At 70.6% G+C, this 12,292-nt stretch carries 14 protein-coding genes and 1 riboswitch; of the genes, 10 read left to right on the top strand and 4 right to left on the bottom strand.

Translation table 11 applies throughout. The annotated features are described in order from the left end of the window. Positions 1-868: DNA glycosylase AlkZ-like family protein (locus Aple_RS46345; protein WP_174889976.1), on the top strand; the 868-nt coding region annotated here is incomplete at its 5' end. 107 nt (positions 869-975) lie between these two features. On the opposite strand, the gene Aple_RS46340 is transcribed toward Aple_RS46345, so the two are convergent. Next, the gene (locus Aple_RS46340) at positions 976-1,725 is read right to left on the bottom strand and encodes an ABC transporter permease (protein WP_155351177.1); all 750 of its coding nucleotides are present in this window, start codon (positions 1,723-1,725) and stop codon (positions 976-978) included. 33 nt (positions 1,726-1,758) lie between these two features. After that, positions 1,759-2,775 (bottom strand): ABC transporter ATP-binding protein, encoded by a 1,017-nt coding sequence (locus Aple_RS46335; RefSeq protein ID WP_155351176.1) that lies wholly within the window; start codon positions 2,773-2,775, stop codon positions 1,759-1,761. A 437-nt stretch (positions 2,776-3,212) separates the two neighbouring features. Here Aple_RS46335 and Aple_RS46330 point away from each other — a divergent pair, with 437 nt between their 5' ends. After that, positions 3,213-4,004, top strand: a complete 792-nt coding sequence (locus tag Aple_RS46330; protein ID WP_155351175.1) for an MBL fold metallo-hydrolase — start codon at positions 3,213-3,215, stop codon at positions 4,002-4,004. Here the strand turns inward: Aple_RS46330 and Aple_RS46325 are convergent. Next, complete coding sequence (locus Aple_RS46325) at positions 3,962-5,047, bottom strand: TetR/AcrR family transcriptional regulator (RefSeq protein WP_155351174.1); 1,086 nt, start codon at positions 5,045-5,047, stop codon at positions 3,962-3,964. The two genes, Aple_RS46330 and Aple_RS46325, sit on opposite strands and share 43 nt — an antisense overlap. A 113-nt stretch (positions 5,048-5,160) precedes the next feature. On the opposite strand from Aple_RS46325, the gene clpX reads away from it, so the two are divergent. The 6 genes from clpX to Aple_RS55265 all read left to right on the top strand — a co-directional run bounded on the left by clpX (position 5,161) and on the right by Aple_RS55265 (position 9,831). Beyond that, positions 5,161-6,420: an ATP-dependent Clp protease ATP-binding subunit ClpX gene (clpX, locus tag Aple_RS46320; protein ID WP_155351173.1), complete on the top strand. Its 1,260-nt coding sequence runs from the start codon at positions 5,161-5,163 to the stop codon at positions 6,418-6,420. A gap of 9 nt (positions 6,421-6,429) precedes the next feature. Beyond that, a complete protein-coding gene (locus tag Aple_RS46315; RefSeq protein WP_373869716.1) occupies positions 6,430-7,668 on the top strand; it encodes an RNA polymerase sigma factor in 1,239 nt (412 codons plus the stop codon). A 57-nt stretch (positions 7,669-7,725) separates the two neighbouring features. Next, positions 7,726-7,812, top strand: a riboswitch (ZMP/ZTP riboswitch). A gap of 30 nt (positions 7,813-7,842) precedes the next feature. Next, the gene (locus Aple_RS46310) at positions 7,843-8,709 is read left to right on the top strand and encodes a bifunctional 5,10-methylenetetrahydrofolate dehydrogenase/5,10-methenyltetrahydrofolate cyclohydrolase (protein WP_281361705.1); all 867 of its coding nucleotides are present in this window, start codon (positions 7,843-7,845) and stop codon (positions 8,707-8,709) included. A 46-nt stretch (positions 8,710-8,755) separates the two neighbouring features. After that, positions 8,756-8,905, top strand: coding sequence for a hypothetical protein (locus tag Aple_RS46305; RefSeq protein WP_155351171.1), 150 nt, complete (start codon positions 8,756-8,758; stop codon positions 8,903-8,905). A gap of 33 nt (positions 8,906-8,938) precedes the next feature. After that, complete coding sequence (locus Aple_RS46300) at positions 8,939-9,649, top strand: helix-turn-helix domain-containing protein (protein ID WP_246265376.1); 711 nt, start codon at positions 8,939-8,941, stop codon at positions 9,647-9,649. After that, positions 9,637-9,831, top strand: coding sequence for a hypothetical protein (locus Aple_RS55265; protein WP_246265375.1), 195 nt, complete (start codon positions 9,637-9,639; stop codon positions 9,829-9,831). Before Aple_RS46300 ends, Aple_RS55265 begins: the two co-directional genes overlap by 13 nt. A gap of 3 nt (positions 9,832-9,834) precedes the next feature. Here Aple_RS55265 and Aple_RS46295 read toward each other — a convergent pair whose 3' ends face one another. Beyond that, positions 9,835-10,458: a mycothiol-dependent nitroreductase Rv2466c family protein gene (locus Aple_RS46295; RefSeq protein WP_155351170.1), complete on the bottom strand. Its 624-nt coding sequence runs from the start codon at positions 10,456-10,458 to the stop codon at positions 9,835-9,837. Positions 10,459-10,567: 109 nt separating this feature from the next. On the opposite strand from Aple_RS46295, the gene pdxR reads away from it, so the two are divergent. Together pdxR and Aple_RS52565 are read left to right on the top strand one after the other, a co-directional pair. Continuing rightward, positions 10,568-12,019 (top strand): MocR-like pyridoxine biosynthesis transcription factor PdxR, encoded by a 1,452-nt coding sequence (gene pdxR, locus Aple_RS46290; protein ID WP_155351169.1) that lies wholly within the window; start codon positions 10,568-10,570, stop codon positions 12,017-12,019. 17 nt (positions 12,020-12,036) lie between these two features. Continuing rightward, positions 12,037-12,292, top strand: a 256-nt coding sequence (locus Aple_RS52565; protein ID WP_218038866.1) for a hypothetical protein, incomplete at its 3' end; no start/stop codon positions are given.

The raw sequence follows: 12,292 nt of genomic DNA, 5'->3' as shown, positions 1-12,292 counted from the left end.
GGCGGGGGAGTATGCGGCTTATGCGGCCGTCGCGGCGGCGTCGAAGGCGGGGCAGTGGCGGGCGGGGTCTGATCCCGGGCCGGGCGTGGGGGAGTTGACGGCCGAGTTGAAGGCGCATGGGATGACCGCGCGGCCGGTGTCGGAGCTGGTGGACTTCGTTGAGGCCTGGGTGGCGGAGAATCCGGGCGGGGTGAGCCCGGAGGAGGTCGTGCGGCAGCGGGAGTACAAGTGGTTTGGGGTCATGATGCGGGCGCGGTTCGTGCGGGTTCCCGCTGATGGGACATGGGGGCCTAAGACGCCCGCGCATTTCGTGGCCGCGCCCGGGGACGAGGAGACCGATGTCGTGGCGGCCCTGAATTTCGTGATCCGGTGCCATTTGCGGGCGTTCGGTCCGGCCGCGGCGGAGGATGTGGCCAGCTGGATCGCCTGGAACATCACGCCGGTGCGGGTCGCGCTTGAGCGCATGGACGGGCTTGTCAGGTTCGCCGACGAGACCGGGCGGGTTCTCTACGATCTGCCCGAGGCTCCCCGGCCCGATCCGGACGTCCCCGCTCCGGTGCGGCTGCTCCCATGGTTCGACAGCACCTTGCTGGCGTATGCCCCGAAGCGGCGCACCCGCATTCTTCCCGAGCAGTTCAGAGACATTGTGTACGTCAAGGCGAACGGGCAGCTCAAGCCGACTTTCCTGGTCGATGGAATGGTCGCAGGGATGTGGTCCATCGAGGTATCGAAAGGAGCGGCCACGCTCACCTTGAAACCACTCCAGCAACTCTCCGCCTTGGTCCGCAAGGAACTCGTCACCGAAGCGGAGAGCATGCTGGCCTTCTGCCAGCCCGGCGCGCGCTCTCATCACGTCGAGTTGGCCTGAAAGCCGTCGAGAACGGAAGCCCTCGAGAAAGCGAAGTTGAGGGGTTCCAGCCAGGGATGCTCGGCATGGACGTTCGCAGTCCACGTTTGCGATCGGGTGAGGGTGGGTCAGATGCCGCGGCGCATCGCGCGGGTGCCCAAGGTCAGGCCGAGGGCGGCGACTGCGGTGGCGGCGAGTAGGCCGTACAGGAGGGAGATGTCGGTGAAGGAACCGGCGAAGAGGGCGCGTTCGGCGTTGACGACGTAGGTGACGGGGTTGAGGGCGGCGGCGGTCTGGAGCCAGCCGGGGCCGGCGTCGACGGGGAGCAGGACGCCGGAGAGCAGGAGCAGGGGGAACATGACGAGTTGGGTGATGCCGTAGAAGAGTTCGCCGCCGGGGGCTGAGGCGATGGCCAGAACGAAGGAGAGCGCGCCGAGGCCGACGCCGAATATGACCAGCAGGGCCAGCCCGGCCAGGACTCCCGCCGCGTTGGGCCGGAATCCCAGCGGGATGGACAGGCCGATGATCAGCGCGGACTGGGCGAGCAGGACGACGAACTCCTTGAGGGTGCGGCCGATCAGCATCGCCGTGCGGCTGAGCGGGGTGACCAGCATGCGTTCCATGCTGCCGCCGATCAGCTCGACGAGGAGCATGTATCCGGCCATCATCGGCCCGGACAGGCACATCATGATCAGGATGCCGGGGACGAACCACTGCCAGGGCGCGTCGCCGAGGTCGGTGTTGCCCGACAGCAGCGGTCCGAACAGGAACAGGAACAGCAGCGGCTGCATCATCGTGAAGAGCAGCCCCAGCGGGTCGCGGAAGGTAGGCGCGATCTCCCGCTGGAAAACGGTCACGGTGTCACGGACGAATGGCATGGTCATCCCTTCGATTTCTAGACCGGTCGATTTCTAGACCGGTGCGGGAGCGGCGGTGCTCCTGCCCTCGGCAGGACCGGTGAGGTCGGCGGGGGTGGTTTCGGATTCGCGGAGGGTGCGGCCGGTGAGGGCGAGGAAGACGTCGTCGAGGGTGGGGCGGGAGGTTTCGGCGGCGATGGCTTTCGTTCCGGCTGATTCCAGGGCGCGCAGGTACTCCGGCAGCGCGGTGCCGGCATGCGCCACGCGGAGCTGGACGACGTCGCCGGTGAGGGAGGGCGCGGAGCCGGTCATGCGTTCGGCGATGGCGGCCGCACGGGCGGTGTCGGATTCGGTGGCGAGCGTGATGGTGATGCGGTCACCGGCGAGGTCGCTTTTGAGCTGCGCGGCGGTGCCGTCGGCGATGATGCGGCCGTGATCGATGATGATCACGCGCTCGGCCATGCTGTCGGCCTCCTCCAAGTAGTGAGTGGTGAGGAAGAGAGTGGTGCCGTGGTCGGCGCGCAGGCGGAGGATGTGCTCCCAGATGTTGGCGCGGCTCTGCGGATCCAGGCCGGTGGAGGGTTCGTCCAGGAACAGCAGCCCGGGCCGATGCACCAGGCCGAGCGCGATGTCCAGGCGCCGGCGCTGCCCGCCGGAGAGCGTGCCGGGTTTCCGGGCGGCCAGCGCCTCCAGGTCCAGCTGGGCGAGGACCTCGTCGGCGCGGACCCGGGCCTCGGCTCGGGTGAGCCCGTAGCAGCGGCCCTGGGTGACCAGCTCGTCGCGGACGCGGAAGTTCTCCCCGGCGCCGTTCTTCTGCCCGATATATCCGATCCGGGCCCGTACGGCACCGGGATTCTTCACGATGTCGTGACCCGCCACGGTGGCGGTCCCGGACGTCGGCGGCAGCAGCGAGGTGAGCATGCGCAAGCTGGTGGACTTGCCCGCCCCGTTCGGGCCGAGAAACGCCACCAGCTGTCCGGCTTCGACGTCGATGTCGATGCCACGTACCGCGTCGACGGCGGCGCCGCCCTTGATCTTGAAGCTGCGGGTCAGTCCGCGGGCATGGATCATCGCCCCTCCTCGGGGTGAAAAGTGTGGGCATGGCGAAGAAAGCCCTGGTCGGGGCTGTTTGGTGGAGTTAATCCATCCTTGACCAGTCAAAGCGGCTTTGGCAAACGTGTAACGTACATTCACGTTTTGCCTGACCTGCGGAAACACACTTTCCCCGACCGAGGCGTGATCGGCGACACCAGCCGGGATCAGACCGTTGACCTGCGCATTCGCGGTCAATCCAAAAAAATCCGGAGAAATTCCGCCGGCCACCCGGCACCCCGCCCGCCGGCCACCGCGCCGTCGGCTCCGGAAAGGCCGCCGCAGACCTATACCGAGCTGGTAAATCGTGGTCTATGCCCGTGTCTGAGCTGTTGGCTTGACCAACAAGTACCGTCGGCTGTGTGGCGCCCCCGCGCCGTCCGTACCAGCTGGATCCTCCAAGAGGAGAGCCGCGCATGAGCGAGGTCCGCATCACCCACATCGGCGGCCCGACGGCCCTGATCGAGGTAGGGGAGTGGCGGCTGCTGACCGACCCGACGTTCGACCCGCCCGGGCGGCGGTATTTCTTCGGTCTTGGGACGAGCTCGCACAAGGTGGCCGGTCCGGCCCTCGCGGCCTCGGAGCTGCCCCCGATCGACGCGGTCCTGCTCAGCCACGACCATCACGGCGACAACCTGGACGACGCCGGGCGCGGGCTGCTGCCGTCGGCGCGGGTGGTGATCACGACGGTGTCGGGGGCTCGGCGGCTGGGCGGCAGGGCGCGCGGCCTGAAGCCGTGGGCGGCGACCAGGCTTGAGGCGCCGGGCCAGCCGACGCTGGAGATCACCGCCACCCCGGCCCGGCACGGCCCGCCACTCAGCCGCCCCCTCACCGGCGAGGTGATCGGTTTCGCCCTGACCTGGAAGGGCCAGCGCCACGGCGCACTGTGGATCTCCGGCGACACCGTGCTCTACGACGGGGTACGCCAGGTCGCCACCCGGTTCCAGGTCGGCACCGCCCTCATGCACCTGGGCGGCGTACGATTCCCGATCACCGGCCCGATCCGCTACACGATGACCGCCCGCGACGCCGTCGAGCTCTGCGGCCTGATCCGCCCGATGACGGCGATCCCGATCCACTACGAGGGCTGGCGCCACTTCCAGCAGGGCCGCGACGCGATGGAACGCGAGTTCGCCCGCGCCCCGGCGGACATCCGCAGCCGCATTCACTGGCTCCCGGTGGGCGTGACGACGGCGGTCACCGCCTGACCCTCCTGGGCGGAGGCGGCGACATGGCAGGCCCCCCGGCCTTCGGCGCGCAGCACGACCCTGCCCCCGCCGATCCGCAGCGCGAGCTCGGTGTCGTCGCTCGGCTCGGCCAGGCCGAAGGCCGCGGCGAGCTCGCCCTGATCGACCACGATCCGCACGTCCGGCCAGGCCGCCGGCGGAAAGGCCTCGCGCAGGCAGGCGCTCAGCTCGGCCACGACCAGCCGGGCCAGCGGCGCGAGCTCGTCGGGGTCACCCGTGACGAGGATCGCGGTGACCGGTGACCCGGCGCGCACCGCCTCCTCGACGGCTTCGAGCCGGTTCAGGCCGAGCACCGCGACCACCCCGTCCCGGTCCAGCCGCGCGGACCCGCCGGTCAGCAGATCCTTCGCGTACGGCGCCGCCCACACCTCGTCCACGGCCCGTACGGCGGGAATCCAGGGCAGCACGGGCCACCAGTCGCCGAGATCGAGCCCGGCCAGCCGCTCGCACACCCCGACCACGTCGAACGGCTCGACGAAGCCGGGCGCGGCGGCCGACAGCTGGCGCGCGCCGTGCAGGGCCGCCAGGACGGTCCCGGCCAGCCGGACCCGCCGGCCGGAGGCACCCTCCAGGCGTTCGAGGGCGAGACCGAGCAGGATCGCGTCGAGTTTCAGCAACTGCGCGTACGGCCCGCGGGTGCGCTCCTCGGCGAGGATCTCGGGATGCAGGTCGCGGGTGAGCCGGGCCGACTCGGGTTCGTCGGGGAGGGGGAGGCGGGCCAGCCAGGCCCTGGCCAGCGCGGCGAGCGCCTCCCGCCCGTCGCGGACGGCCTCCGGCGGCGGCACCCGGGGGCCCTGCTCGGCGAGGTCGGCCAGGACGGCGAAGTAGAGGGCGCGCTTGCCGGGAAAGTTGGAGTAGACCGCGCCGCGGGTGAATCCGGCCCGGTCGGCGATGAGGTCGATCTTGGCGCCGCGGAAGCCGCGCTCGGCGAACTCCTGGCGGGCGGCGGTGAGGACCCTGTCCCGGTTGCGTGCCTGCAGTTGCGCCCGGCTGAGCCGACCCAATCGTCCTCCTTAAACCGGACAGCCGGATTGTCCGGCTTTTCGTGCCGCGTTGCCGTACCCTCATATCCAAGATACCGTCGCCATCTGGATGATGGGACCATTTGAGGAGACTCGTGGCGCGCATGGGTGAGGGCGGCGACCTGCTGAAGTGCACGTTCTGCGGGAAGAGCCAGAAGCAGGTCAAGAAGCTCATCGCCGGGCCTGGCCGGATCTGCATCTGCGACGAGTGCGTGGAGTTGTGCAACGAGCTCATCGAGGAGGAGCGGCAGGAGTCGGCCGGGTCCGAGCGGCCCGCGCTGCCCAAGCCGCGCGAGATCTTCGACTTCCTCGCGCAGTACGTGATAGGTCAGGATCGCGCGAAGATGGCCCTGTCGGTGGCCGTCTACAACCACTACAAGCGGGTCCAGGCCGGGAAGGCCGGGGACGAGGTCGAGCTCGGCAAGTCCAACATCCTGCTGATCGGGCCGACCGGCAGCGGCAAGACGTATCTGGCGCAGACGCTGGCGCGGATGCTGAACGTGCCGTTCGCCATCGCCGACGCCACCGCGCTGACCGAGGCCGGATATGTCGGCGAGGATGTGGAGAACATCCTGCTCAGGCTGCTGCAGGCGGCCGACTTCGACGTGAAGCGGGCCGAGACCGGGATCATCTACATCGACGAGATCGACAAGATCTCGCGCAAGAGCGAGAACCCGTCGATCACGCGGGACGTGTCCGGGGAGGGCGTGCAGCAGGCGCTGCTGAAGATGCTGGAGGGCACCACGGCGAGCGTGCCGCCGCAGGGCGGGCGCAAGCACCCGCACCAGGAGTTCATCCAGATCGACACCGCCAACGTGCTGTTCATCGTCGGGGGCGCGTTCGCGGGCCTGGAGAAGGTCATCGAGCAGCGGGTCGGGCGTAAGGGCGCGGGTTTCGGGGCGACGCTGCGCACCCGCGAGAAGAAGGACGGCCTCGCCGACGTGATGCCCCAGGATCTGGTGAAATTCGGGCTCATCCCGGAGTTCGTCGGGCGGCTTCCCGTCATCTCCACCTTCCAGCCGCTGGACCGCACCGCGCTGGCCCGCATCCTCACCGAGCCGCGCAACGCGCTCACCAAGCAGTACCAGCGGCTGTTCGAGATGGACGGCGTGGAACTCGAGTTCGCCGAGGACGCCGTCGCCGCCATCGCCGAGCAGGCCCTGCTGCGCCGCACCGGCGCCCGCGCCACCCGCGCCATCCTGGAAGAGGTCCTGCTCAACGTCATGTACGAGGTGCCCAGCCGCGACGACGTGGCCCGCGTGGTGGTCACCCGCGACACGGTGCTGGACAACGTCAACCCCACCCTCATCCCGCGCGGCCACCGCGACTCCGGCCACCGGGAGAAATCAGCCTGAGCCCCTACCATCGGCAGGGTGAAGAACGACCCCGTGGTCGAGGAGCTGCTGCGCGAACTCGCGCCGCAGGTGCTGGGCGTGCTCATCCGCCGGTACGGCCGCTTCGACTCCTGCGAGGACGCCGTCCAGGAGGCGCTGCTGGCGGCGGCCGTGCAATGGCCCGGCGAGGGCGTGCCCGACAGCCCGAAGGCCTGGCTGATCACGGTCGCGGTGCGCCGCCTGACCGACCAGTGGCGGAGCGAGGAGGCACGCGCCCGCCGGGAGCAGACCCTCGCCGTGATGACCCCCACAGATACCGACATATCCGATATATCCGGCCAGGATGACACACTGACCCTGCTGTTCCTGTGCTGCCACCCCGCCCTCTCGGCGCCGTCGCAGATCGCGCTCACCCTGCGCGCCGTCGGCGGCCTGACCACGGCCCAGATCGCGCACGCCTTCTTCGTGCCGGAGGCGACCATGGCGCAGCGCATCAGCCGCGCCAAGCAACGCATCAAGGCCACCGGCAGCGAGTTCCGCCTACCACCGGAGGGCGAACGCGAGGAACGGCTGCGCGTCGTCCTGCACGTGCTCTACCTGATCTTCAACGAGGGCTACACGGCCACCTCAGGCCCCGACCTGGCCAGCGCCGAGCTGACCGGCGAGGCGATCCGGCTGACCCGCGCCGTGCACCGGCTGCTGCCCGAGGACGGGGAGGTGACCGGCCTGCTGGCGCTGATGCTGCTCACAGACGCCCGCCGTCCCGCCCGCACCACCGCGGACGGCGGCCTGATCCCGCTGGCCGACCAGGACCGCGGGCGGTGGGACCGGGCCGCCATCGAAGCCGGGGTCGAGCTGCTCACCTCGACGCTGAGCCGCTCCCCGCTCGGGCCCTACCAGCTGCAGGCCGCCGTCGCGGCCGTGCACGACGAGGCCCCGCGCGCCGAGGACACCGACTGGCCGCAGATCCTCGGCCTGTACGAACTCCTCGCCCGCCTGTCGCCCGGCCCCATGGTGACCCTCAACCAGGCGATCGCCGTGGCCATGGTGCACGGACCCGCCGCCGGCCTGGCCCTGCTGGAATCCCTGGACGGCGACACGCGGGTGAACGGCCACCACCGGCTTGAGGCGGTTCGCGCGCACCTGCTGGAGATGTCCGGCGACCTGCCCGCCGCCCGCGCCCGCTACCGCGAGGCCGCCCGCCGCACCACCAGCCTGCCCGAGCGGCGCTACCTCCAGGAGCGGGCCGCCCGGCTGGCCGATCGCTGAGATCGACACGGCCCGGCCGGCGGCTTTCCCATTCCGGCGCGGGCTCCACTACTGTGAGATGTAGGCCGTGACTGGCGCTGAGGTGGAGCACCACCGGGGAGCGGCCGCCGTTCTCGGGAAGTGCCGTGCGCCTGGGCCACAAGCAGCAGCACGCAGCCATGTCCAGGAGAACCCGTGACGCAGACGCAGACCGCCCGTTTGATGGATGGCGCCGGACTCGCCGCCCGGATCGTCGAGGAGTGCACGTCGAGAGCGGCCGCCCTCACCGAACGCACCGGCCAGGCGCCGTGCCTGGCGACCGTCCTGGTCGGCGAGGATCCGGCCTCGGTGACGTACGTGCGGATGAAGCGCTCCCGCAGCGCGAAGGCCGGCATCGAGTCCCGGCACGTCGAACTGCCCGCCACGACCACGACCAAGGAGCTGGTCGGCGCCATCACCGAGCTGTCGGAGGATCCGGCGGTGCACGGCATCCTGCTGCAGCATCCGGTCGGGGAGCACATCGACGAGCGGGCCGCGTTCGAGGCCATCGCCCCGGAGAAGGACGTCGACGGCGTCACCATGCACTCCTTCGCCGCGATGAGCTTCGGGCTGCCGGGCTTCCAGTCCTGCACGCCGGGCGGCATCATGCGGCTGCTGGACGCCTACGACGTCGAGCTCACCGGCAAGCACGCCGTCGTGGTGGGCCGCAGCGCGATCCTCGGCAAACCCGCCGGGATGCTGCTGCTGGACCGCAACGCCACCGTCACCTACTGCCACTCCCGCACCAGGGACCTGAGCTCGATCGTGAGGCAGGCCGACGTGCTGGTGGCCGCGGTGGGCCGGGCGCGTTTCATCCACGGTGACGACATCAAGCCGGGGGCCGTGGTCATCGACGCCGGATACAACGCCGGGAACGTCGGCGACGTCGACTTCGACAGCGCGAAGACCCGCGCGAGTCTCATCACCCCGGTCCCGGGCGGGGTCGGACCCATGACCATCGCCGTGCTGCTGGCCCAGACGGTCGACGCCGCCGAACGGCAGCTGGGCGTGGCCGAGCGTTGACCCGGTCGTGACGTGGTGATGGGACCCATCGGTCGATTGTGGAGGCATGGGGACGAATGGGCATGAACTCGGGGATTGTTTGCGGGTGGTGAACGAGGAGATCATCGCCCGGCTCGGTGAGGACGTCGATCGGGGGTGGCGGCTGAAGTTGCAGACCGCGCAGGAGGTCCTCGAAAACCTCATCAAAAACGGTTGAGTCTCCAGTAGGTGGAGGGTCGAGGCTGAATCCGTGAGCGAACGTACCGAGCTGTTCACCATCGGGCAGCTCGCTCGTAGCACCGGGCTGTCGGTGCGTACCATCCGGTTCTGGTCCGATCAGGGTGTGCTGCCGGAGACGCGGCGGTCGGCCGGGGGATACCGGCTGTACGACGTGGCCGCGGTGGCGCGGCTGGAGCTGGTGCGCACCCTTCGGGAGCTGGGGCTGGATCTGGGCACCGTGGTCAAAGTGGTGCGGCGGCAGGAGCGCGTGGCGGACATCGTCCGCGCCCACGCCGACGCGCTGGACGCCGAGATCCGGGCCCTGCGGCTGAAGCGCGCGGTGCTGCGGTCGATCGCTCGACGAGGAAGTGACGCCGAGGAGATGAGACTCATGCACCAGATGGCCCGGTTGTCCGCGCGCGAGCGGCAGCACCTGATCGACGAATTCGTGGACCGCGCCTTCGCGGGACTGGATCCGGCCGCGCCCGGGGCGCGGATCGCGGAGGCGATGCGCCGGATGCCGGCCGAGTTGCCGGACGAGCCCACCGACGAACAGGTGGACGCCTGGGTCGAGCTGGCCGAATTGGTCGGCGACGAGGGGTTCCAGCGGCGGGTGCGGGAGATGGCCGAGGCGGGCCCTCGCCGGCCGCCGACAGCGAAGCCGTCCTTGAGCACGCGGGGGCCGCGCTCGGCGCGGGGGTGGACCCGGCCTCGCCGCAGGCGCAGCGGGTGGTCGACCTGATCCTCGACCCCGGGCTCTCGGTCGCCGAGCGGCGGGCGCTGGCCGATCAGCTGGCGACATTCACCGACGTTCGGGTGGAGCGGTACTGGCGGCTGATGGGCGTCCTCAACGGCCACCCGCCGTTCCCGCCGGCCGCGGCCGCGTACGAATGGCTGATCGCGGCCCTGCGGGCGGAACGCTGACGCTCAGTGGAACTCCGGTGATCGGGTTCTGGTCCGCTTCAGCTCGTAGAAGCCGTCGGTGCCCGCCACCAGCAGGACGCCGTCCCAGAGGCGTCCGGCGGCCTCGCCGCGCGGGATGGGGGTGACGACCGGGCCGAAGAAGGCGATCAGCTCGCCGTCCGGGCCGGGGACGTGGATCACCGGAGTCCCGACCTCGTAGCCGACCGGTTCCATGCCGGTGTGGTGGCTGGCCCGCAGCTGCTCGTCGAAGGCGTCGCTGTCCGCGGCGTCGGCGAGGTCTTCCGGGAGGCCGAGTTCGGCGAGCACGGCCGCGTACAGGTCGGGGCCGACGGGGATCTTGTCGTGGTGGATGCGGGTGCCGAACGCGGTGTAGAGGTCGCGCAGGATGTCGCCGCCGTATTTCTGCTCGGCCGCGATGGCGATCCGGACCGGGCCCCAGGCGGTGGTCAGCAACTCGCGGTAGCGCTCCGGGAGCTCGTCGCGGCCCTCGTTGAGGACCGACAGGCTCATCACGTGGAACCGGATCCGCACGTCGCGGACCTGCTCCACCTCCAGCAGCCACCGGGAGGTGATCCACGCCCACGGACAAACCGGATCAAACCACATGTCCGCGGTCGTTTCTGTCATATTTCCTCCTGTTGATGGTGAAATCGGGACTGATGATCACTTTAATGGGGATATTGGCTGAGTGTAAGGTCCAATATTGGGAGAAACGATTGGGCCAATGGAGGCGGGCGTGGAGTTCGACGTCGGGCTCACCGGGCGCGGGGACCTGGCCGCGCGGATCTACCGCCAGTTGCTGGACGCGATCCTGGACGGGCGGCTGCGGCCGGGGGAGCGGCTGCCGCCCACCCGGGAGATGGCCGCCCGGCTGGGCGTGTCCAGGAACACGGTGACCGTCGCGTACGACCGGCTCACCGCCGAGGGGTTCCTGGTCGGCAAGACCGGCGCGGGCACGTACGTCTGCCCGCGCCACCACATCCACCAGCGCCCCCGGGCCGCGCCCCCAGGCCGGGGCCTGCGGCCGCGGCCGCAGTGGGAGACGCTGGTCCGCGAGGCCGTACCCGTCCCCGCCGGAAAAATCCCCACCAGGTACGACTTCCGCTTCGGCATCCCCGATCCCGCCCTGTTCCCGCTGGAGACCTGGCGCCGGATGGTCGCCCGCGAGTTGCGCCGGGCCAACGTCGGCGCCCCCGGCTACGCCGACCCCGCCGGGCACCCGGGCCTGCGCGCCGCCATCGCCCGCTACGTGGGCGTCTCCCGGTCGGTACGCGCCGGCGCCGGCGACGTCCTGATCACCCAGGGCGCCCAGCAGGCCCTGGACCTCATCGGCCGCGTCCTGATCGAGCCCGGCGACCTGGTCGCCATCGAGGAACCCGGCTACCGCGCCGCCCGCCTGCTCTTCCAGTCCCTCGGCGCCCGCGTCGCCGCCGTGCCCGTCGACGAGGAGGGCCTGGACGTCGCCGCCCTCCCCGCCGGCGCCCGCCTGGTCTACGTCACGCCCTCCCACCAGTTCCCCCTCGGCACCCCCATGTCCGTGTCCCGCCGCGCCGCCCTGCTCACCTGGGCGGCACGCCACGACGCCGTCATCGTCGAGGACGACTACGACAGCGAGTACCGCTTCGAGGGCCGCCCCCTGGAACCCCTGCAGAGCCTCGACGCCTGCGGCCGCGTCATCTACGTCGGCTCCTTCTCCAAGACCCTGCTCCCCACGCTCCGCCTCGGCTTCCTGATCGCCCCCGCCTCCCTCCAGCCCGCCCTCCGCACCGCCAGGCAACTCACCGACTGGCACGGCGACCCGACCACCCAGGGCGCCCTCGCCACGTTCATCGACGAAGGCCTGCTCTCCCGCCACATTCGCAAAGCCACTCAGGAGTACGCCACCCGCCGCGCCGCCATCATCGCCACCCTGCGCACCCGCTTCCCCGGCATCCTCACCCCGATCCCGTCAGCCGCCGGCCTCCACCTGTGCGCCCTCCCGGCCCCCGGCTCCAGGGTGGACTTCGAGACCGTCGTCTCCCGCGCCCGCGACTCCGGCCTGGCGATCGACAGCATCGCCCCCTTCTACGCCGGCCACCCCGAACCCGGCCTGATCCTCGGCTACGGCCTGATCCTCGGCTACGGCCTGATCCACCCCGACGACATCGACAAGGGCCTGGCCCTCCTCGCGGACAGCTTCCCTGGCTGATCAGTAGAATGCGCGGGGTGACGACGGTTCCTGAGCGCATCCTCGACGGCACGATCGCGGACCTCGGCGACCTGCCGCCGCTGCTGGACCGCCTCAAGAAAGCGTGGCTGGTCTCGTTCACCTCGCCCCACACCAGGGCCGCGTACGGCACCGACCTGGACCAGTGGTTCGCCTTCTGCGCCGCCCACGACCTCAACCCGCTCCAGGCGGCCCGCGTGCACGGGGACGCCTTCGCCCGCTGGCTCGACGCGGGCCCCGCCCCCACCGCCCCCC

The sequence above is a fragment of the Acrocarpospora pleiomorpha genome, assembly GCF_009687885.1.
GTDB classification, from domain to species: Bacteria; Actinomycetota; Actinomycetes; order Streptosporangiales; family Streptosporangiaceae; genus Acrocarpospora; species Acrocarpospora pleiomorpha.
The sequence above is the reverse complement of the archived record's forward strand: the minus strand, read 5'-3'. Positions and strand labels throughout refer to the sequence as shown.